This is a genomic window from Streptomyces sp. NPDC002125 (assembly GCF_053593715.1).
In genome coordinates this window covers 76806-96776 of the sequence record NZ_JBSFDD010000023.1, presented here as the reverse complement: position 1 = coordinate 96776, position 19971 = coordinate 76806, and the positions used below count along the sequence as shown (strand labels likewise).

At 71.9% G+C, this 19971-nt stretch carries 17 protein-coding genes; 8 read left to right on the top strand and 9 right to left on the bottom strand.

Annotated features, from left to right (window positions below):
- Positions 1 to 91: 91 nt before the first annotated feature.
- The 3 genes from ACWCQM_RS30655 to ACWCQM_RS30645 are packed head-to-tail and all read right to left on the bottom strand — an operon-like array spanning position 92 to position 2313.
- Complete coding sequence (locus ACWCQM_RS30655; protein WP_073744645.1) at positions 92 to 502, bottom strand: RidA family protein; 411 nt, start codon at positions 500 to 502, stop codon at positions 92 to 94.
- A 6-nt stretch (positions 503 to 508) separates the two neighbouring features.
- Positions 509 to 1267 carry an IclR family transcriptional regulator gene (locus tag ACWCQM_RS30650; RefSeq protein ID WP_356737729.1) on the bottom strand — a complete coding sequence of 253 codons (759 nt, stop codon included), beginning with the start codon at positions 1265 to 1267 and terminating at the stop codon, positions 509 to 511.
- A complete protein-coding gene (locus tag ACWCQM_RS30645) occupies positions 1264 to 2313 on the bottom strand; it encodes a sugar kinase (RefSeq protein ID WP_450918329.1) in 1050 nt (349 codons plus the stop codon). Before ACWCQM_RS30645 ends, ACWCQM_RS30650 begins: the two co-directional genes overlap by 4 nt.
- A 106-nt stretch (positions 2314 to 2419) precedes the next feature.
- Between ACWCQM_RS30645 and ACWCQM_RS30640 the strand changes: the two genes are divergently transcribed.
- Complete coding sequence (locus tag ACWCQM_RS30640; RefSeq protein ID WP_450918328.1) at positions 2420 to 3751, top strand: amino acid deaminase; 1332 nt, start codon at positions 2420 to 2422, stop codon at positions 3749 to 3751.
- Between the two features lie 41 nt (positions 3752 to 3792).
- Positions 3793 to 5415 carry an N-acyl-D-amino-acid deacylase family protein gene (locus ACWCQM_RS30635; protein WP_450918327.1) on the top strand — a complete coding sequence of 541 codons (1623 nt, stop codon included), beginning with the start codon at positions 3793 to 3795 and terminating at the stop codon, positions 5413 to 5415.
- Positions 5416 to 5577: 162 nt separating this feature from the next.
- Here ACWCQM_RS30635 and ACWCQM_RS30630 read toward each other — a convergent pair whose 3' ends face one another.
- Positions 5578 to 6423 (bottom strand): S1 family peptidase, encoded by an 846-nt coding sequence (locus ACWCQM_RS30630; RefSeq protein ID WP_450918326.1) that lies wholly within the window; start codon positions 6421 to 6423, stop codon positions 5578 to 5580.
- Between the two features lie 177 nt (positions 6424 to 6600).
- Positions 6601 to 7497 carry an EamA family transporter gene (locus ACWCQM_RS30625; RefSeq protein WP_450918325.1) on the bottom strand — a complete coding sequence of 299 codons (897 nt, stop codon included), beginning with the start codon at positions 7495 to 7497 and terminating at the stop codon, positions 6601 to 6603.
- A gap of 39 nt (positions 7498 to 7536) precedes the next feature.
- Here ACWCQM_RS30625 and ACWCQM_RS30620 point away from each other — a divergent pair, with 39 nt between their 5' ends.
- Complete coding sequence (locus tag ACWCQM_RS30620) at positions 7537 to 8061, top strand: MarR family winged helix-turn-helix transcriptional regulator (protein WP_450918324.1); 525 nt, start codon at positions 7537 to 7539, stop codon at positions 8059 to 8061.
- Between the two features lie 12 nt (positions 8062 to 8073).
- Here the strand turns inward: ACWCQM_RS30620 and ACWCQM_RS30615 are convergent, their stop codons facing one another.
- Complete coding sequence (locus ACWCQM_RS30615) at positions 8074 to 8496, bottom strand: MarR family winged helix-turn-helix transcriptional regulator (RefSeq protein ID WP_450918323.1); 423 nt, start codon at positions 8494 to 8496, stop codon at positions 8074 to 8076.
- Between the two features lie 177 nt (positions 8497 to 8673).
- Here ACWCQM_RS30615 and eno point away from each other — a divergent pair, with 177 nt between their 5' ends.
- The 4 genes from eno to ACWCQM_RS30595 all read left to right on the top strand — a co-directional run bounded on the left by eno (position 8674) and on the right by ACWCQM_RS30595 (position 13030).
- A complete protein-coding gene (eno, locus tag ACWCQM_RS30610) occupies positions 8674 to 9975 on the top strand; it encodes a phosphopyruvate hydratase (protein ID WP_450918322.1) in 1302 nt (433 codons plus the stop codon).
- A gap of 248 nt (positions 9976 to 10223) precedes the next feature.
- Positions 10224 to 11036, top strand: coding sequence for an arylamine N-acetyltransferase family protein (locus tag ACWCQM_RS30605; protein ID WP_450918321.1), 813 nt, complete (start codon positions 10224 to 10226; stop codon positions 11034 to 11036).
- A gap of 258 nt (positions 11037 to 11294) precedes the next feature.
- Positions 11295 to 12506: a pyridoxal phosphate-dependent aminotransferase gene (locus ACWCQM_RS30600; protein ID WP_073744621.1), complete on the top strand. Its 1212-nt coding sequence runs from the start codon at positions 11295 to 11297 to the stop codon at positions 12504 to 12506.
- A gap of 125 nt (positions 12507 to 12631) precedes the next feature.
- Positions 12632 to 13030, top strand: a complete 399-nt coding sequence (locus ACWCQM_RS30595) for an SCO4983 family protein (protein WP_450918320.1) — start codon at positions 12632 to 12634, stop codon at positions 13028 to 13030.
- Between the two features lie 119 nt (positions 13031 to 13149).
- Here ACWCQM_RS30595 and ACWCQM_RS30590 read toward each other — a convergent pair whose 3' ends face one another.
- Both ACWCQM_RS30590 and ACWCQM_RS30585 read right to left on the bottom strand, forming a co-directional pair.
- Entirely contained in the window at positions 13150 to 14886 is a 1737-nt protein-coding gene (locus tag ACWCQM_RS30590; RefSeq protein ID WP_450918319.1) for an Ig-like domain repeat protein, read from the bottom strand.
- Between the two features lie 270 nt (positions 14887 to 15156).
- Positions 15157 to 16983, bottom strand: coding sequence for a phosphoenolpyruvate carboxykinase (GTP) (locus ACWCQM_RS30585; RefSeq protein ID WP_450918318.1), 1827 nt, complete (start codon positions 16981 to 16983; stop codon positions 15157 to 15159).
- Between the two features lie 207 nt (positions 16984 to 17190).
- Between ACWCQM_RS30585 and trhA the strand changes: the two genes are divergently transcribed.
- On the top strand, positions 17191 to 17868 hold the full coding sequence (gene trhA, locus ACWCQM_RS30580) for a PAQR family membrane homeostasis protein TrhA (RefSeq protein ID WP_450918317.1): 678 nt from the start codon (positions 17191 to 17193) through the stop codon (positions 17866 to 17868).
- A 57-nt stretch (positions 17869 to 17925) separates the two neighbouring features.
- Here trhA and ACWCQM_RS30575 read toward each other — a convergent pair whose 3' ends face one another.
- Positions 17926 to 19947, bottom strand: coding sequence for a thioredoxin domain-containing protein (locus tag ACWCQM_RS30575; RefSeq protein WP_450918316.1), 2022 nt, complete (start codon positions 19945 to 19947; stop codon positions 17926 to 17928).
- Between the last annotated feature and the right edge of the window lie 24 nt (positions 19948 to 19971).

Below are 19971 nucleotides of genomic sequence, written 5' to 3'. Positions count from 1 at the left end.
CCCTCGGGGGAGGGGGCGGGGCGCCGTGCCGTGGTGCTGGGTGCTGAGGCGGGGAGAGCGGTTCGGGCGTTGGTGCGGAGGGCCGGCCGGGTCAGCCGAGAACGGCGAGGGCGTCGATCTCGATGAGCAGCCCCTTGGGCAGGCCGACGTAGACCGTCGTACGGGCCGCGGCGGGGGCCTTGAGGTCCTGCTCGCCGAAGTACTCGTTGTAGATCGCGTTCATCTCGGCGAAGTGGTCCACGTCCGTGAGGTAGACGCGCATCATCATCACGTCGTCCCAGCTCGCGCCGCCCTCCTCCAGGATCGCCTTGACGTTGGCGAAGGTCTGGAGGGTCTGCTCGCGCAGGGTCGGGCCGGCCGGGGTGGGGGCCTGGCCCTCGACGGCGGGCAGGAAGCCGACCTGACCGGCGACCTGGAGGATGTTCCCCTTCTTCACGCCGTGCGAGAACTTGGCGGGCGGGGTCGTGTGGGTGCTGGGGGTGAGAGCGGTCTTCTCGGTCATGGCGGTTCAGGCTTTCTTGGTGGGGGTGGTGCCGGAGTACTCCCGGCTGATCGTGTCCGCGGTGCGGCGCACCAGCGGGAGCAGGGTGAGGAGTTCCTCGGCCGTGACGACCACGTTCGGTGCGGACACCGACATGGCGGCGACGACGCGCCCGTCCGCGCCCCGGATGGGGGCGCCGACGCAGTTGATGGACTCCTCGTGGCCGCCGAGGTCGGTGGCCCAGCCCTGTTCGCGTACGACGGCGAGCTCCTTGAGGAAGGCGCCGGCGTTCGGGACCGAACGGGACGTGTACATGGGGTAGTCGAGCCGTTCGGCGATCACGCGCCGCTCGGGCTCGGTGAGGTCGGCCAGGAGCAGCTTGGCGACCGCGGCAACGGTGATCGCGACGGGTTTGCCGATCCGTGAGTACATGCGCACGGGGTAGCGGCTCTCGACCTTGTCGATGTAGAGGACCTCGTTCTCCTCGTACACCGCGAGGTGGACGGTGTGCCCGCACTGCTCGTTGAGCGCGACGAGGTGGCTGTGGGCGATCTCGCGCACGTCGAGGTTCTCGACGGCTTCCTGGGCGAGCGCGAAGAGCCGGGCGCCGAGGCGGTAGCGCTGGTCCTCCTGGCGGTAGACGAGTCCGTGCTCGTGGAGCGTACGGAGCAGGCGCAGCGCCGTGGACTTGTGGACCCCGAGCCGCTCGGCGACCTGGCCGAGGTCGGCGGGGCCCTGGGCGAGCAGCGGCAGGATGCTCAGCGCGCGGTCGACGGTCTGGCTCATGTGACTCGTACCTCCTCGTTCGCCCCTGCGGCGGCTGTCCAGCCGGGGCCGAGACGAAGTGTGCCCCAGGCCTCGTCGTCCAGGGCGGCGAGCCGGTCGGCGTGGGCGCGGGAGGGGGGTGCCGTGAGGTCGCCGGGGACGGTGAGCACGGCGGCGGCCATGAGGTGGCCGTGCCGGGCCCGGTCGCGTACGGGCAGGTCGCGCAGGGTGGCGGAGAGGAATCCGGCGGCGAAGGCGTCGCCCGCCCCGACGGCGGCGACGATGTCGACGCGCAGGGAGGGGACCTCGGTGACGGTGTCCCGGCCCGCCTCCCGCGAGAAGACCGTGACGCCGTCCGGGCCGCGCTTGACGACCAGGACGTCCGGTTCCGGCAGGGCGGTACGGATCGCGTGGGCGCCGTGGATTCCCCAGGCCTCCTCGGCCTCGTCCTCGCCGACGAAGACGAGGTCGCTCCGGCGGGCGAGGCCGAGCAGCACCTCGGGGCCGGTGCCGCCGTCGCGCCAGAGGCCGGGCCGGTGGTTGACGTCGAAGGAGATCAGCGGGCGGTTCTCGCGGGGGGCGGTGAGGTCGTCCAGGAGCGCCAGGCAGTCGGCGGAGAGCGCGGCCGTGATGCCGGACAGGTGCAGGACGCGGCCGGCGAGGACGTCCTCGTGCGGGACGTTGTGCGGGGACATCGCCGAGGCGGCGGACCCGGCCCGGTAGTACGCCACCTCGTGGGCGTCGGTGGCCCTGTCCGTCGCCGTGCGGAAGTAGATGCCGGTGGGGCGGTCCGGATCGCGGCGGACGGCGGAGGTGTCGACCCCGTAGCCGGCGATGGCCTCGACGAGGTGGTCGCCGAATCCGTCGGCGCCGACCCGGCCGACCCAGGCCGCCCGGTGGCCGGCGGCGGCCAGCGCGCAGGCGACGTTGGACTCGGCGCCGCCGATTCCCCGGCCGAACGAGGGGACGTCGGCGAGGCGGCCGGGCCGGGAGGGCAGGAACGTCACCATGGACTCGCCGAGGCAGACGACGTCCGCGGTGGCTGTCCTGGCTGCGATTCCGGGCACTCTGGGCTCCTCGTGGTCGGCCGTGGGCGCCGGGCGGACCATTGACCCGGCATCGGCTCGGATGTTAGACAGCGTCGAGCGATATGCGCAATGGTCGTTGCACATAATGCAACGGCAAGTCTCCGAGGAGGATCCCTTGGCCGCCCAGCAGTCCGCCGAACAGTCCGCGAAGGCACTCGCCGGCGAAGTGGTCGACCACCGCTTCAAGGCCCTGCCGCCCGACGCGGAGGGGCTGACCGTCGGCGCCCTGGCGGCCGAGCGCCGCAACCTCTTCACGGGAGGCTTCACCACGCCCGTCCTGGCCCTGTCCGCCGAGTCGGTCGAGGCCAACCTCGCCCTCCTGGAGAGGTACGCCGAACGGCACGGTCTGGCCTTCGCGCCGCACGGCAAGACGTCGATGTCCCCGCAGCTCTTCGCCCGCCAGCTGGAGTACGGCGCCTGGGGCATCACCGCGGCCGTGCCCCACCAGGCGCGGGTCTACCGGGCGTACGGCATCCGGCGGATCTTCCTGGCCAACGAGCTCGTCGACGCGGTCGCGCTGCGCTGGCTCGCCGCCGAGCTGGACGCCGACCCGGACTTCACCTTCGCCTGTTACGCCGACTCCGTGCGCGGTGTCGAGCTGATGGACGAGGCCCTGCGCGCGGCGGGCGCCGTACGCCCCGTCGACGTCGTGGTGGAGCTGGGGGCCGGCCAGGGTGCCCGCACCGGCGCCCGCACGGATGCCGACTGCGCGGCGGTCGCCGACGCGGTGGCCGCCACGTCGACCCTGCGTCTGGTGGGTGTCGCCGGTTACGAGGGCGAGGTGCCGGACGCCTCTCCCGAGCGGGTACGGGAGTGGCTGCGCCGGCTGGTCGCCCTGGCGGCGGACTTCGACGCGGCGGGCCGCTTCGGCGCGCTCGCGGACGGCGAGGAGATCCTGGTCAGCGCGGGCGGCAGCGCGTGGTTCGACGCCGTCGCCGATGTCTTCGGTGAGATCCCCGAGCTGAGCCGGCCGGTCCTCAAGCTGCTCCGCTCCGGTGCGTACGTCAGCCACGACGACGGGCACTACCGCCACCTCACCCCCTTCAACCGGATCCCCGAGGAGGGTGCGCTGCAACCCGCCTTCCGGCTCTGGGCCCAGGTCGTCTCCCGTCCCACGCCGGAGCAGGCCTTCGTCAACGCCGGGAAGCGGGACGCCGCCTACGACCTGGACCTCCCCGAGGCACAGGTCGTCCGCTCCGGACGCGACGGCTCGGTGCGCCCGGCCACCGGCGTCACCGTCAGCGGGCTCTCCGACCAGCACGGCTGGGTACGGACGGACGCGGGCGCCGAGCTGGAGGTCGGCGACTGGATCGGCATGGGGCTCTCCCACCCCTGCACGTCCTTCGACAAGTGGCAGCTGATCCCGCTGGTGGAGGCGGACGGCACCGTCACCGACTACATCCGCACCTTCTTCTGATCCCTGCGGGCCCCCTCCCCCACCGCGAAAGGCGACATCCCATGGACCTGGTCATCCGCGACGCCCGCGTCGTCGACGGCACCGGCGCCCCCTCCTACCGCGCCGACGTAGGCATCACGGACGGCCGGATCACCGAGATCCGCGGGGAGGGCGGGGGCCCCCGCCTCACCGCCGCCCGCACCCTGGACGCCGACGGGCTCGCGCTCGCACCGGGGTTCATCGACATGCACGCGCACAGCGATCTCGCCCTGCTGCGCGACCCCGAACACAGCGCGAAGGCCGCCCAGGGCGTCACCCTGGAGGTCCTCGGCCAGGACGGCCTGTCGTACGCCCCCGCAGACGACCGCACCCTCGCCGAGGTCCGCCGTTCCATCGCCGGGTGGAACGGCGACGGCGGCGACATCGACTTCGACTGGCGCACCGTCGGCGGCTATCTGGACCGCCTCGACCGCAACTTCGGCGGGCAGGGCATCGCCGTCAACGCCGCCTACCTCATCCCGCAGGGCACGGTCCGGATGCTCGCCGTCGGCTGGGACGACCGCCCCGCCACCGACGCCGAGCTGGAGCGCATGAGGGAGCTCGTCGCGCAGGGGATGACCGAGGGCGCGGTCGGCATGTCCTCCGGCCTGACGTACACCCCCGGGATGTACGCCAAGGACGCCGAACTCACCGAGCTGTGCCGGGTGGTGGCGGCCCACGGCGGCTACTACTGCCCGCACCACCGCTCGTACGGGGCAGGGGCGCTCCAGGCGTACGAGGAGATGGTGCGGCTCACCCGTGACGCGGGCTGCGCCCTGCATCTCGCGCACGCCACCATGAACTTCGGGGTGAACGAGGGCAAGGCCCCCGACCTCCTCGCCCTCCTGGACGCGGCCCTCGCGGAGGGCGCCGACATCTCCCTGGACACCTACCCGTACACCCCCGGCTGCACGACCCTCGTCGCGATGCTGCCCAGCTGGGCGAGCGAAGGCGGTCCGGAGTCGGTCCTGACCCGGCTCGCGGACGGGGCGACGGCCGGACGTATCCGCCACCACATGGAGGTCGTGGGCTCGGACGGCTGCCACGGCGTCCCGATCGAGTGGGACACGATCGAGATCTCCGGCGTCGGCTCGCCCGGCCTGTCGTCGTACGTCGGCCGTACGGTGGCGGAGTCCGCCCGGCTGCGCGGCGAGGAGCCCTGGGTGACGGCCCGCCGGCTGCTCGTCGAGGACAGGCTCGGCACGACGATCCTCCAGCACGTCGGCCACGAGGAGAACGTCCGGCAGATCATGCGCCACCGGGTGCACACCGGCGGCAGCGACGGCATCCTCCAGGGCGACAAGCCGCACCCCCGCGCCTACGGGACCTTCCCGCAGTATCTCGGGCGGTACGTGCGCGAGCTGGGCATCCTCTCGCTGGAGGACTGCGTCGCCCACCTCACCTCCCGCCCGGCCGCCCGTCTGCGCCTGCCCGACCGCGGTCTCGTCCGCGAGGGCTACCGGGCGGACCTGGTCCTCTTCGACCCGGACACGGTGGCGGCCGGATCCACCTTCGACGAGCCGCGCACCCTCCCGGTGGGCATCCCGCACGTCCTGATCGACGGCCGGTTCGTCATCGAGGACGGCAAGCGGACCTCCGTCCTCGCGGGCCGGGCCGTGCGGGGGACGGGCGCCGGGCGGAGCTGAAGGGCGGCTCCGGGCCGCACCGGCTTCGGCTTCGGCTCCGGCGCCGGCTTCGGCGTGGCAGGATCCGGCCACGCCGAAGCAGGAAGGGAGCGCTGCGGAGCCATTTCGGTGTCCGCGCCGGGTGCAGAATCCTGCACGGCGATTACAGACCCCCGCCCCGGGCTACGGCTTGGGCAGCGCGCAGCCGGACCGGTTCAGGTCGATCTGGTTACCGGTGCCGATGCACGGAACGATGCCGTAGGTCTGCTGGGCGTAGTTGATGCCCTCGCGGACCGTCACGGTGCCGTTCTCGTCGACCTCGCACGGGTTGTTGTCGGTGCACTGCTGCCCGTCCTCGTTCCCCGTGTTGTTGACGGCGACCACCTTGCCGGTCGCGTTGTCGATCACCGGGGATCCGGACGTACCGCCGATGGTCTGGCAGGCGGAGGTGTAGCGAAGCGAGTCCTTCCAGGTCCAGGCCCCCTCCTTCAGGCGGTACGCGAACCCGTCGACGGCGCAGCTGTAGGTGCGCTTCCAGTAGCCGGACGCGACCGTGATCGCGGTGCCCACGACCGGGTGCGCCGCGTCGAGTTCCAGGGCCTTGATGCCGTAGGAGCTCTCGATCTGGGCGTAGGTCCTGGTCAGTTGGTACAGGGAGACGTCGGTGTCGGTCATCGTCCCGTACGCGATCTTGGACGCGCGCAGGGTGCCGACGCCGCTGCCCGCCGCGTTCAGCAGGGTGAAGCTGCGGGTCGACGCCTTGTTGAGCACCACCTCGCCCGGGTCCGGGAAGCCGGTCTCCAGGCAGTGGCCGTTGGACAGGACGAGGGCGGGGTCGCCCGGCTGCGACGAGGGCGCCCGGACGACGGAGCCGGAGCAGTTGCTGAGCGCGACCGTGCCGGCGAAGGTCACGGCCGCGGCGCGGGCCTCGGCCGTGTCCGGGCTCGTGGCCGTGGACGCCGCCGCGGGTGCGACGCCCGCCCCGAGGAACAGGACGGAAAGAAGTGCGCCGACGAGAGGCTTCTTCATGTGGGGGTCCCCTCCAGAAGTGTCAGTGACCGGAGTTCTTCCGGTTTTGACATGCGCATGCTTGCGCACGGAGGAGTGCCCGACAAGGGGCGGGATCAAGCCGCGTACGGATGCCGCCTCTTGCCGGACCGGGCGACGGCTGGATCGATTCCCCGTCCCGGACGGGCAGCGGCCGGATCAGCGCACCGGCCGGGCCGTACGCGCGAACGCACGGACCCCTGCCGCCCGCCGGGCCGCCGGCCGCCCGAGGAGGACCCCCGCCAGCACGAGGGCCAGCCCGCAGAACTGCCGGACCGTGAGCACGTCACCGGCGACCAGCGTTCCCAGCAGGACCCCCGTCACGGGATTGAGCAGACCCACCAGACCGACCGTCGCGGCGGGCAGGTGCCGCAGGCCGGCGAACCAGGCGGCGAAGGCGAGGGCCGTCGCCACCACGGCGACGTAGGCGAAACCCAGGAGTGCCGGGCCGTCCAGGGAGGGCGGCGCACCCTCGACGAGCACCGCGAACGGCAGCAGCAACAGCCCTCCGGCGGTCAACTGCCAGGCGGTGGAGGCGAGCAGATCAACCTCGCCGCCCCACCGTTTGGCCAGGACGTACCCCAGGGACGACAGCAGCATGGCCGCCACCGAGGCGATGACCCCACCGGGTGAGGCCGACGCGTCACCACCGAGCAGCATGAGCGCCACGCCCCCGGCCCCCACGACCGCCCCGGCCAGGTGCCGCGCGTGGGGGCGCTCCGCGACGAGCCCCCACGCGACCGCCATCATGACCATCGGCGAGGTGGCCATGATCGTCGACGCCAGGCTGGTCGGGAGGGTCTGGGCGGCGATGTACACCAGGGCGAAGAAGACGCCCGTGTTGAGCAGCCCGAGGACGGCGCTGCGCCACCACCACGAGCCGCGCGGGAGCTCCCTGCGGACGGCGAGGAGCAGCAGCCCGGCGGGCAGCGCCCTGATCGCGGCGCCGTACAGCGGCTCCCCCGCGGGCAGATAGGCGTGGGTGACGAAGTAGTTCGTGCCCCAGGACACCGGAGCCACGGCCGTGACGAGCGTCCAGCGCAGATTAGCTTCCATGGAAGCCATTATGTCTTCCCGGGAAGCTATAGTGAAATCATGCAGGAGCACCCCGGAGAGCCGCTGGACCATGTGGCCCGGATCCAGGCCGAGTGGGCCCGTGAGCGCCCGGATCTCGATGTGCGCCCCCAGGCCGTGATCGGGAGGCTGCACCGGCTGGGCGCACTGCTCACCGAGCAGCTGTGCGCGGTGTACCGCCGGCACGGTCTGAGCGAGGGAGAGTTCGACGTGCTCGCCGCGCTCCGGCGCGCGGGCGAGCCGTACGAGCGCGCCCCGGGGGAACTGGCCGCCCACACCATGGTCACGACCGGCGCCATGACGAAGCGGATCGACCGTCTGGAGCGCGACGGCCTCGTCACCCGCCGCCGCTCGGCGGCCGACGGCCGGGGCCGCGTCGTCGCGCTCACCCCGGCGGGACGGCAGCTGATCGACCAGGCGTTCACGGCGCACATGCGGAACGAGCGCGCACTGCTCGACGCCTTGTCCCCCGAGGAGGCCGGGCAGCTGGAGTCACTGCTGACGACCTGGCTGGCCCGGGTCGAGCCGCCGCGGTCCGGCGACTGACCCCGGAGGACCTCAGCGCGCGGCGAGCCGCTCCATCAGGGCGACACTGCGCGCCAGCACCTCACGCTCCTCGCCGGTGAGTTCGAGCTCGATGGCCTGGGCGAGCCAGCCCGCCCTGCGCCCGCGCTCCGCGTCGAGAGCGGCACGCCCCGCCGGGGAGAGCTCCACCAGGGACTTGCGGCCGTCCGTGGGGTGCGCCCTGCGGACGACGAGGCCCTGCTCCATGAGCAGCCCGACCGCGCGGGCCATGGACTGCGGTCGCACACGCTGGTCCGCCGCCAGATCGCTGGTGGTCATGGCCCCGTCGCGGTCGAGGGTGCCGAGCACCGAGACCTGGCCGAGCGGAATCCGGTCCTCGTGCTTCACGCGCCGGGTCAGCTTGCCCATCGCGTTACGCAGTTCGGTGGCGACGGCGGCGGGTTCCGGGGTGGGCATAGGGCACTTTAACCCGGTGGTCACCAGCGAAGCTGTGCAGCTCATCTGCACAGCAGAACTGAACAGCACAACTGAACAGCGGAACTGAACAGCATTGCTGTAGAGTCGACCTCGTCGCGGCACGCGCCAGCGTTGTCGCAGCAGAGCCGCGGCGCGCGTCAACGCGAAGGGCCTCCCATGGCTTCCAGAGCAGTCGAATCCACCGTCATCCGCTCCGTCACCGCCCGCAGGGTCCTCGACAGCCGGGGCAACCCCACCGTCGAGGCCGATGTCCGCCTCGCCGACGGATCTCTCGGCCGCGCCGCGGTCCCCTCCGGCGCCTCCACCGGCGCACGGGAAGCCGTGGAGCTGCGGGACGGCGATTCCGGGCGCTGGCACGGCAAGGGCGTCGACCGCGCGGTCGCTCATGTCAACGGTGACATCGCGTCGGCGGTCACCGGGCTCGACGCGGACGATCAGGCGGGGCTCGACGCGGCGCTCGTCGCGCTCGACGGCACGGCCGACAAGTCCCGGCTCGGCGCCAACGCGCTCCTGGGGGTCTCCCTCGCCACCGCGAAGGCCGCCGCCGCGTCCCACCGCCAGCCGCTCTACCGCTACCTCGGCGGCTCCGGCGCCCGCCTTCTCCCCCTGCCGATGATGAACATCGTCAACGGCGGCGCCCACGCCGACAACCCGCTGGACTTCCAGGAGTTCATGATCGCCCCGGTCGGCGCGGAGACCTTCGCGGAGGCCGTCCGCATGGGCTCCGAGATCTTCCACACGCTCCGCCGCGACCTCCTGTCCGCGGGGCACTCCACGGGGGTCGGCGACGAGGGCGGCTTCGCGCCCGCGCTCCGTACCGCCGAGGAGGCGCTCGACTTCGTCATGAAGGCCGTCGAGCGCACGGGATACCGCCCCGGCGCGGACATCGGCCTGGTCATGGACCCGGCCTCGTCCGAGTTCTTCCGGGACGGCGCATACGTGTACGCGGGCGAAGGAGTGCGCCGTACGCCGGCCGAGCACGCCGACTACCTGGCCAAGCTGATCGACTCCTATCCGATCGTCTCCATCGAGGACCCGATGGCCGAGGACGACTGGGACGGCTGGCGGGAACTGACCGCCCGCGTGGGCGGCCGCTGCCAGCTCACCGGCGACGACGTGTTCTGTACGAACGAGGCCCTGCTGCGCGAGGGCATCCGCACCGGTGCCGGCAACTCGGTGCTGGTCAAGGTCAACCAGATCGGCACCTTGACCGAGGCCCTCGCCACGGTCGCCACCGCGCACCGCGCGGGCTGGACCGTCGTGATGTCGCACCGTTCGGGCGAGACGGAGGACACCACCATCGCGGACCTCGCGGTGGCGACGGGCTGCGGCCAGATCAAGACCGGCTCGCTGTCCCGGTCCGACCGCACCGCGAAGTACAACCAGCTCATCCGGATCGAGGAGGAGCTGGGCGCGTCCGCGCGGTACGCGGGCGGAGCGGTGCTGAACCGCTCCTGACGGGCGGCGGCCGACGAGGTGTGCCGGGGCAGGGGCTCGCGGCGGAGGTGCCGGAGCAGGGGCTCGCGGCGGAGGTGCCGGAGCAGGGGCTCGCGGCGCCGGAGTGGGCCGCGCGCGGAGGGGGCAGGACGTGTCCGCAGCGCGCGGACCGGTGCCCGTCGCCCTGCACACGTGGGGCGGGTTCCCCGTATCTCCTGTGCCGCGAAGGCACTTGAGAAACCCCCGAGGTGTCTGCGTAGTGTCGGGGTATGACACTCGACCTCGACGCCTACTTCACCCGCATCGGCTGGTCCGGGGAGCGCCGTCCCACCGTGGAGGTGCTGCGGTCCGTGCACCGCGCCCACATGCTGGGCATCCCGTTCGAGAATCTGGAACCCCTCCTCGGCGGCGCGCCCTCCCTCGCGCTCCCCGACCTGGAGAGGAAGCTCGTCCGCGGTGAGCGCGGCGGTTACTGCTACGAGCACAACACCCTCCTCGCGGCCGCCCTGACCCAGCTCGGTTTCCGGGTGACGCTGCTTGCCGCGCGGGTGGTCCTGGGGGCGGCACCGGGTGACGTCCGGCCCCGTACGCACATGCTGATGCAGGTGGACGTGGAGGGTGAGTCCGCCTCCTGGCTGGCCGATGTCGGCTTCGGTTCGCACGGGGCGCTGCTGGAGCCGATCCCGCTGGTGGTGGACGCGGAGCTGCTCGACACTCCGCGCCGCCACCGGCTGGTGCACGCCCCGCACGACGGGCCGCTGGAGATGTGGGAGCTCCAGGCGGACAAGGGCGGCTACTGGGAGCCGCAGTACGAGTTCACCCTGGAGCCGTTCGAGGCCCCGGACTACGAGGTCATCAACTGGCACATCGCGACGAACCCGCGCTCGCCTTTCCGGCAGGCGCTGTACGCCCAGCGCACCCTGCCCGGCCTGCACCGCGCCCTGTCCGGGCGGACGCTGGTGGAGACGGCCGACGACGGCACGGTGACCGAGCGGGAGCTGGGCGGGCCGGAGGAGGTCCTGCGGGTGCTGGCGGACGATTTCGGCGTACGGCTGCCCGAGGGGACCGTGCTGCCCGGCTGACCGGCCGCACCCGCGCCCACGGGGCCGGGGGCACGTGTCCGCGCCCTGTGTGCGCCCCCGCGTGGCGCATCTCACCCGGTCCTCCGCCGCACGCCCGCATTCCAAGCCGCGGCACCGCCCCGACCGGCCGTTCCCACGGTCCGCGGCCGGGGCCGGCATGCCGATGGAAGACCCGGCGCCCCACCGGACGCCCCCGGAGGGAGCAACCGGCAGGCAAACCGGGAGCACCGCGCGAAACACGGTCGTAAGCTCGCGGACATGCAGGTCATCCAGTCCACAAAGCTCTCCGGCGTCTGTTACGAGATCCGCGGCCCCGTCCTCGAGGAAGCCATGCGGCTCGAAGCGGCGGGCCATCGCATCCTCAAGCTCAACACGGGCAACCCCGCCGCGTTCGGCTTCGAGTGCCCGCCGGAGATCCTCGAGGACATCCTGCGCAACCTCTCGGGCGCGCACGGCTACGGCGACGCGAAGGGCCTGCTGTCCGCGCGCCGTGCGGTGATGCAGCACTACCAGACCAAGGGCATCGACCTCGGCGTCGAGGACATCTATCTGGGCAACGGCGTCTCCGAGCTGATCCAGATGTCGATGCAGGCCCTGCTCGACGACGGCGACGAGGTGCTGGTCCCCGCCCCGGACTATCCGCTGTGGACCGCCTCGGTCTCACTGGCCGGCGGCACGGCCGTGCACTACCGCTGCGACGAGCAGTCCGACTGGATGCCGGACCTCGCGGACGTCGAGCGGAAGATCACCGACCGCACCAAGGCCATGGTGATCATCAACCCGAACAATCCGACGGGCGCTGTCTACGACGACGAGATGCTGCGCGGGCTGACGGAGATCGCCCGGCGCCACAACCTGGTCGTCTGCTCCGACGAGATCTACGACCGCATCCTCTACGACGGCGCGACCCACACCCCGACCGCCGCCATCGCCCCCGACCTGATGGTGCTCACCTTCAACGGGCTCTCCAAGAACTACCGGATCGCGGGATACCGCTCCGGCTGGATGGCGGTCTGCGGCCCGAAGGCGCACGCCTCCTCGTACATCGAGGGGCTGACCGTCCTGGCCAACATGCGGCTCTGCGCCAACATGCCCGCGCAGCACGCCGTGGCCACCGCGCTCGGCGGCCGGCAGTCGATCAACGAACTGGTGCTGCCCGGCGGACGCATCCTGGAGCAGCGGGACGTGGCGTACGACCTCCTGACGCAGATCCCCGGCGTGACCTGTGTGAAGCCGAAGGGGGCGCTGTATCTCTTCCCGAGGCTCGACCCGAAGGTCTTCAAGATCAAGGACGACCGGCAGATGGTCCTCGACCTGCTGCGGGCCGAGAAGATCATGGTCGTGCAGGGTACGGGCTTCAACTGGCCCGAACCCGACCACTTCCGGGTGGTCACGCTGCCACCGGCGAAGGACCTGACCGATGCCGTGACCCGTATCGGGAAGTTCCTGGACGGCTACAGCCAGCCCTGAGGCGGGCATCCCGCACCCGGCGCCCGGGCCAGGTGCGGGATGCCCCGCCCCAGCGCCCGGACCGCTCACAACTTTAGACGGAATCTAAGATAGGATAGGCTTACTGCAACGCCAGGAGGCCATCCATGTACGAGCCGATCCGCACCAAATCGGTCCACACATCGGCCGACAACGCCGATTTCCCGCACCGCAGCCGCGAGGACGAGCTGGACATCCAGCTCGCAGGACACCTCGCCGCCCTGCTCGCCGTCACCGACGAGCTGGGGCTGACCGCAGACGGCGACCGCATCGCCGAGCAGATCGCCCGGCTCCGCACGGCACCGCCCGCCCGGCACGCCGGACGGAGCGGCGCGTCCTCGGCGGCACTGCACCGCCGCGCCCACGCCCTCGCGGGCCGGGCCCTCGTGGTCGCCGCGTCCCGCGCGGACACGGCCGTCGCGATCCTCGCGGCCGAGTCCATGGACGCGCACACCGCCGCCCTCGCGGGCGCACCGACGCAGACCGCCCTGGTCGGCACCCCCTGACGGCCCCGGTCCACGGGTCGCGAAGACGCGTGGACCGGGTGCCACACACGTGAGGCCCGCGCCGCCCGGAAGGGCGGCGCGGGCCTCACGCCCCTCGGGACGGACCGGCGCGCGAGCGGTCAGCCGGCGGCCCGGACCCGCACGGTGGCCGAGGCGGTCGACGCGGTGTGCACGTCGTCCCCGGCGTAGGAGACCGTGTAGACGACCTCGCCCCGGACGGAGGCCAGGTCCCGGATCGTGAACGTGCCGTCGGCCGTGACCGCCGCCGATGTGAGGGGGTTGGTGCCCCTCTTGTCGGCCCGCTCCACGGACAGGGTGATGCCCGGGGGGAGCGCCCGGCCCTGGCCGGTCAGGGTCCCGGTGATTTCCAGGCTCTGGTTCTTCGTCGTCTCCGCCGGAGCAGTGAGCGTGATGGCCGTCGGCGCCTTGGCCACGGTCACCGCGAGGGTGACGTCCTCGGCCGGGCGGTGGGTCACGTCCCCGAGGAAGGACAGGGTGTACGTGGCCTCGCCGACCAGCGCCGGGACGTCGAGGACCGTGAAGGTGCCGTCCTCCGCGACCTCCACGGCCGCCAGCTTGCGGTCGCCGTTCGCGTCGTGGCGCACCGCCGAGACCTTGACCGGCTCAGCGGGCGCGGGTCCGTCGAGTTCGAGGCGGCCCCGGATGCCGAGGGGTTCACCGACGACCGGGGTGCCGGGGCTCGTGGAGAGCGAACCGGTGAAGCGGGAGTCGTACTGGGCGGCGGGCGGCTGGATCACGTGGAGCCAGAAGGACGTGGCGGACGCGTTCATGGTGAGGGCGAAGAGCCGGGAGCCGTCCTTCGACCAGGCGAGGCCGCGCGGTACGACGCGGGCCCCGTCGAGCTCGCCCTCGAAGGCGAACTCGAACGCCGACGCGCCCTCCTCCGGGTCCGCCTTCTGGATCAGCAGGTCGGGCGCCGAGCCGGTGGCCTCGGCGCCCCGTGCGATGTACTCGCCGTCACCACTGAAGGCGACGGCGGACGCCTTCGCCCCCTCCGGCAGCGGGCGGTAGGGCGTCGGGGCGTCCGACAGATCGGCCGCGTCCAGCAGCCGGGTGCCGTGCGCGGCGTCGGCGACCGCGATCCGGCTGCCGTCGGGGGACAGCGCCAGGTCCTTGAGGTCGAGACCGCCCACCCCCGCGCTGTCCGCGAAGCGGCGCTGCGGCCCCCGGACGAGCGTGTCACCGCTGCTGTCGAAGGTGGTGAGGTAGGGGTTGGTCCCGGCCGTGCTCAGCGTCTGACCCATGACCAGGGTGTCCGGGGCCTGGGGCGTCGTCGCGAAGTAGAGCTTCCCGGTGCCGTCCCAGCCCGTAGTGGTGGGCGAGCCGAGGGTGCTGCCGTAGAGGTAGCTCCGGTACTGCTCGCACCCGCTGGCGGTGGGCGTCTCGGTGTGCCACACCTTGCCGCCCGAGTAGGCGACCTGGCGTCCGCACTCGCCCCAGTAACTGGTCGACGTGTGGAGGGACTTCACATACGTCTCGGTGTCGTACGCGGCGATCCGGCCCATCTCCGAGACGAAGAGCTTCGTGCTGTCCGTGGAGAGCGCCATGCCGCCCACGGCGCCCTGCGAGCTCGTGAGCGTGGCGACCCGCTGGCCCTCGAAGTTGTAGACGAGCACCGACGACTTGGTGTTCAGGCTCCTGGTGTCGTCACTGATGTAGACGCGTTCGTGCACGGAGTCGACCACCATGCTGGAGAACGACGTGATCGGCAGCTTGGCCACGTCGTCGTCCGCCGCGTGCGCGGCGGGTGCCGCGACCACGGTGAGTCCCGCCCCGGCGAGCGTGAGCGCGATGACGGCTCCGATGCCGCGCCCGGCTTTCCCTGACCTGTTCAACTGCGTCCCCCCACAGAGTTGTTGACGCCCCGTCATCTCGGGCGTCCTGTGAGCATCATGCAACAGATGTGGAGGTTGTGTGCGCAAGTTGTTGGCGATGCCTGGACGTTCTCGATCAAATCGGGACGGAGTTGCGACGGCGGCCACCCGCCGGAAAGGGAGCGGCACCCGGAGCGATGAGGTGCTCCGGGTGCCGTACCGCGGCGGGCCCCTGACCCCCACAGGTCAGGGCGGATGTCGACGGGGCCGTGCCGCGGGGAACGAGGCGGGTCAGCCGAGGCGCTGGACCAGCGCATGGTACTCGTCCCACAGCTCCTGGGGCGTGTGGTCGCCGAAGGTGTTGAGGTGCTCGGGGATCAGCGCCGCCTCCTCGCGCCAGACCTCCTTGTCGACGTCGAGCAGGAAGTCGAGGTCGGATTCGGAAAGGTCGAGACCCTCGGCATCCAGGGACCCCTTGGCCGGCAGGATGCCGATCGGGGTCTCGACGCCCTCGGCCGTGCCCTCCAGACGCTCGACGATCCACTTCAGGACGCGGCTGTTCTCACCGAAGCCGGGCCACACGAACTGGCCCGCGGCGTTCTTGCGGAACCAGTTGACGTAGTAGATCTTCGGGAGCTTCGACTGGTCCGCCTTGTCGGCGCCGACGCTGACCCAGTGCTTCATGTAGTCGCCCATGTTGTAGCCGCAGAACGGCAGCATGGCGAACGGGTCGCGGCGCAGCTCGCCAACCTTGCCCTCGGCGGCGGCGGTCTTCTCGGAGGCGACGTTGGCCCCGAGGAAGACGCCGTGCTGCCAGGTGAAGGACTCCGTGACCAGCGGGACGGCGGAGGCGCGGCGGCCACCGAAAAGGATCGCCGAGATCGGCACGCCCTTCGGGTCCTCCCACTCCGGCGCGATGATCGGGCACTGGCCGGCCGGAACGGTGAAGCGGGCGTTGGGGTGGGCGGCGGGCGTACCGGACTCGGGCGTCCAGTCGTTGCCCTTCCAGTCCGTGAGGTGCGCGGGCGCCTCCTCGGTCATGCCCTCCCACCACACGTCACCGTCGTCGGTGAGCGCGACATTGGTGAAGACGGAGTTGCCCCACATCGTCTTCATCGCGTTGGCGTTGGTGTGCTCGCCGGTGCCGGGCGCGACACCGAAGAAGCCGGCCTCGGGGTTGATCGCGTAAAGCCGCCCGTCCTCGCCGAAGCGCATCCAGGCGATGTCGTCGCCGATGGTCTCGACGGTCCAGCCGGAGATCGTGGGCTCCAGCATGGCGAGGTTGGTCTTGCCGCAGGCGCTGGGGAAGGCGGCGGCGACGTACTTGGACTCACCGCGCGGCGGGGTGAGCTTGAGGATCAGCATGTGCTCGGCGAGCCAGCCCTCGTCCCGTGCCATGACGGAGGCGATGCGCAGGGCGTAGCACTTCTTGCCGAGCAGGGCGTTGCCGCCGTAACCCGAGCCGTAGGACCAGATCTCGCGGTCCTCGGGGAAGTGGGAGATGTACTTGGTGGAGTTGCAGGGCCACGGGACGTCGGCCTCGCCCTCGGCCAGGGGGGCGCCGAGCGTGTGGACGGCCTTCACGAAGAAGCCGTCGGCGCCGAGCTCGTCCAGGACCTCCTGGCCCATGCGCGTCATGGTGCGCATCGAGACGGCGACGTACGCGGAGTCGGTGATCTCGACGCCGATCGCGGAGAGCGGCGAGCCGACGGGACCCATGCAGAAGGGGACGACGTACATCGTTCGGCCGCGCATGGAGCCGCGGAACACGCCCTTCTCCCCCACGAAGATCTCCCGCATCTCGGCGGGGTCCTTCCAGTGGTTCGTCGGACCGGCGTCCTCCTCCTTCTCGGAGCAGATGAACGTCCGGGTCTCGACGCGGGCGACATCGCTCGGGTCGGAGGCGGCGTAGTACGAGTTGGGGCGCTTGACCGGGTCCAGCTTGGTGAAGGTGCCCTTGGCGACGAGCTCCCCGCACAGGCGCTCGTACTCGGCTTCCGAGCCGTCGCACCAGACCACGCGGTCCGGCTGGGTCAGGGCCGCGATCTCGTCCACCCAGGAGACGAGCTCCTGGTGCCGAGTGGGAACAGTGAGGGGAGCCGCGATGTCTCGCGCCACGATCGCTCCTTGTGAAGAGGGTGTGTTGTCAGGCCCCGTGGGGGCTGCGACCCGGATGCTGACCCCTTCGAATTCCCCTGGCGCTCATCCGGTGCCGACCGCACTCATTTGATCATCCGACCATCTCGCCCATATGTCCAGAGGGCCGCCCACGTGAGCATCGCCACTCATGGCGGCGACCTACGGGGGCGTAGGTAGCATGCGGACATGACTTCTGCCGCGCCCGGACCCGTCGAGCTCACCGATCCCGTACCGGTCAAACCACGGATGCGCGGCTGGCTGCACGCGGGCATGTTCCCCGCGGTGGTCATAGCCGGCATCACGCTGATCGCCCTCGCCGACAGCACGCGCGCGCGGGTTGCCTGCACCGTCTACGTACTCACCGCCTGCCTGCTCTTCGGTGTGAGCGCGGTCTACCACCGCGGCACATGGGGCCCGCGCGGTGAGGCGGTGCTGCGCAGGCTGGACCACGCGAACATCTTCCTGATCATCGCTGGCACCTACACCCCGCTGACGCTCCTCCTGCTGCCCGAGGCCACCGGCCGGCCGCTCATGTGGGCGGTCTGGGGCGCCGCGGCGGCGGGCATCGCCTTCCGCGTCTTCTGGGTCGGCGCCCCGCGCTGGCTCTACACGCCGTGCTACATCGCGATGGGCTGGGCCGCGGTCTTCTTCCTGCCGGACTTCATGCGCGCCGGCGGCATCGCGGTGCTGGTCCTCGTCGTCGTCGGCGGGCTGCTCTACAGCGCGGGCGGCGTCATCTACGGCCTCAAGCGGCCGAACCCGTCACCGCGCTGGTTCGGCTTCCACGAGGTGTTCCACTCGCTGACCCTGGCGGCGTTCATCGTGCACTACGTCGGCATCTCCCTGGTCGCCTACCAGCAGTGATCCGCCCGTACGGCGAAGGGCCCGGCCACCAGGCCGGGCCCTTCGCCGTACCCCGCCTCAGCCGCCCAGCTTCGCGGCCAGCTCCCCCGCGTCCGTCGTCGGCGCGTCGCAGACGAAGTGGCGGCAGACGTACGCCGTCGGCGCGCCGCCCACCAGCGGCCGGTCCACCAGCAGCGGGAACTCGCTCCCCGCGTTCGGCCCCTCGCCCGCGGCGACGACCGCGCCGGGCGCCCGTCCCAGCAGCGCCGTGCGGTGCAGCTCCCCGGCGACGGGACCGGCCACCGCGACCTCACGGGGCCCGTCCAGCAGCGCCTCGGCGACCGCGAGGCCCCAGCCGATGAACCGCGGCGCCTTCGGGCCCAGCGCCGTGACGATCCCGAGTGCCCCCTCGGCGGCCGTGCGGTGCGCCTCGGAGCCGGTGTGCGCGGCATACGAGAGCAGGGCGCCCGCCGCGGCGGTCCAGCCCGCGGGGGTGGCGCTGTCGGTGGGGTCCTGGGGGCGCCGGATCAGCCGCTCCGCGTCATCAGCGGTATCGAACAGCTGTCCGCCTTCGCCGGTGAAGCGCTCCAGCACGATGTCCAGCAGGAAGCCAGCGAACTCCAGCCAGGCGCCCTCACCGGTGACGGAGGCGAGCGCGAGGAAGCCCTCCGCGACATCGCCGTAGTCCTCCAGCACCCCGGAGTTGTCCCCGGCGCGGCCGTCCTTCGAGGTGCGGCAGAGCCGGGCGACGTCACCCATATGGACCCGTACGAGCAGATCGGCGGCCTCGGTGGCCCGCTCGACCAGGTCCGGGCGGTCGAAGTACGCCCCGGTCTCGGCGAGCGCGGCGATCGCCAGGCCGTTCCAGGCGGCCACGATCTTGTCGTCCCGCTCGGGGCGGGCCCGCAGCTCACGCGCCGCCAGCAGCCGGGCCCGCACATCGGCGACCCGCGCCGGCTCCTCCGCCTCCCCGGCCCCCACGAGCCGCAGGACCGACGAACCCTCCTCGAAGGTGCCCTCCTCGGTCACCCCGAAGTGTCCGGCGGCGAAGGCGCCGTCCTCCTCCCCCAGCACCTCGCGCAGCTGCGCGGGCGTCCACACGTAGAACGCGCCCTCGACGTGCCGCCCCCGCGCGTCCTCGCTGTCGGCGTCCAGCGCGGACGCGAACCCGCCCTCGGCCGTGCGCAGTTCCCGCACCATGAAGTCGGCGGTCTCCAGGGCGACACGACGGGCCAGGTCCGATCCGGTGGCCCGCCACAGATGGGCGTACACACGGCACAGCAGCGCGTTGTCGTAGAGCATCTTCTCGAAGTGCGGCACCACCCACTCCCGGTCCACGGAGTACCGGGCGAACCCTCCGCCGAGCTGGTCGTAGATCCCGCCGCGCGCCATCGCCGCACAGCTGTCGGCGGCCATCTGCAGGGCGCCCTCGGCCCCCGTACGGGCGTGGTGGCGCAGCAGGAACTCGATGACCATGGACGGCGGGAACTTCGGCGCCCCGCCGAAGCCGCCGTGCTTCTCGTCGTAGTCCCGGGTCAGCCGCAGCAGCGCCTGCGCCAGTTCGGCCTCGCCGGGCAGTCCGGCGCCTCCGCCGGCGAGGGACCGGCCCGCGAGATCGCGCACGATGCGCCCGGCCACCTCCGCCACCTCGTCCCGGCGGTCGGTCCAGGCGGCCACGACCCCTTCCAGGACCTGCTGGAAGGAGGGCATGCCGTGCCGGGACTCGGGCGGGAAATAGGTGCCGAAGTAGAAGGGTTCGGCGTCGGCGGTCAGGAACACGGTCATCGGCCAGCCGCCCTGACCGGTCGCGGCCTGCACGGCCTCCATGTACACGGCGTCGACGTCGGGACGCTCCTCACGGTCGACCTTCACCGGCACGAAGTGCGCGTTGAGGTACTCGGCGACGGTCGCGTCCTCGAACGACTCGTGGGCCATCACATGGCACCAGTGGCAGCTGGCATAGCCGACGCTGAGCAGCACCGGGACACCCCGCCGCCGCGCCTCCTCGAACGCCTCGGGCGACCACGGCCACCAGTCGACGGGGTTGTCGGCGTGCTGCAGGAGATACGGGGACGTGGTCTGCGCAAGTCGGTTGGCCATGCCCCAATCCTCGCGCACCCGCCC

Bases quoted from the DNA above. Each gene is read 5' to 3' on its own strand.
- ACWCQM_RS30605 (WP_450918321.1), top strand. From the start codon at position 10,224: ATGACACTCGACCTCGACGCCTACTTCACCCGCATCGGCTGGTCCGGG.
- ACWCQM_RS30625 (WP_450918325.1), bottom strand. From the start codon at position 7,497: ATGGAAGCTAATCTGCGCTGGACGCTCGTCACGGCCGTGGCTCCGGTG.
- eno (WP_450918322.1), top strand. From the start codon at position 8,674: ATGGCTTCCAGAGCAGTCGAATCCACCGTCATCCGCTCCGTCACCGCC.
- ACWCQM_RS30640 (WP_450918328.1), top strand. From the start codon at position 2,420: ATGCAACGGCAAGTCTCCGAGGAGGATCCCTTGGCCGCCCAGCAGTCC.
- ACWCQM_RS30630 (WP_450918326.1), bottom strand. From the start codon at position 6,423: ATGAAGAAGCCTCTCGTCGGCGCACTTCTTTCCGTCCTGTTCCTCGGG.
- ACWCQM_RS30615 (WP_450918323.1), bottom strand. From the start codon at position 8,496: ATGCCCACCCCGGAACCCGCCGCCGTCGCCACCGAACTGCGTAACGCG.
- ACWCQM_RS30600 (WP_073744621.1), top strand. From the start codon at position 11,295: ATGCAGGTCATCCAGTCCACAAAGCTCTCCGGCGTCTGTTACGAGATC.
- ACWCQM_RS30595 (WP_450918320.1), top strand. From the start codon at position 12,632: ATGTACGAGCCGATCCGCACCAAATCGGTCCACACATCGGCCGACAAC.
- ACWCQM_RS30650 (WP_356737729.1), bottom strand. From the start codon at position 1,267: ATGAGCCAGACCGTCGACCGCGCGCTGAGCATCCTGCCGCTGCTCGCC.
- ACWCQM_RS30655 (WP_073744645.1), bottom strand. From the start codon at position 502: ATGACCGAGAAGACCGCTCTCACCCCCAGCACCCACACGACCCCGCCC.
- ACWCQM_RS30620 (WP_450918324.1), top strand. From the start codon at position 7,537: ATGCAGGAGCACCCCGGAGAGCCGCTGGACCATGTGGCCCGGATCCAG.
- ACWCQM_RS30635 (WP_450918327.1), top strand. From the start codon at position 3,793: ATGGACCTGGTCATCCGCGACGCCCGCGTCGTCGACGGCACCGGCGCC.
- trhA (WP_450918317.1), top strand. From the start codon at position 17,191: ATGACTTCTGCCGCGCCCGGACCCGTCGAGCTCACCGATCCCGTACCG.
- ACWCQM_RS30575 (WP_450918316.1), bottom strand. From the start codon at position 19,947: ATGGCCAACCGACTTGCGCAGACCACGTCCCCGTATCTCCTGCAGCAC.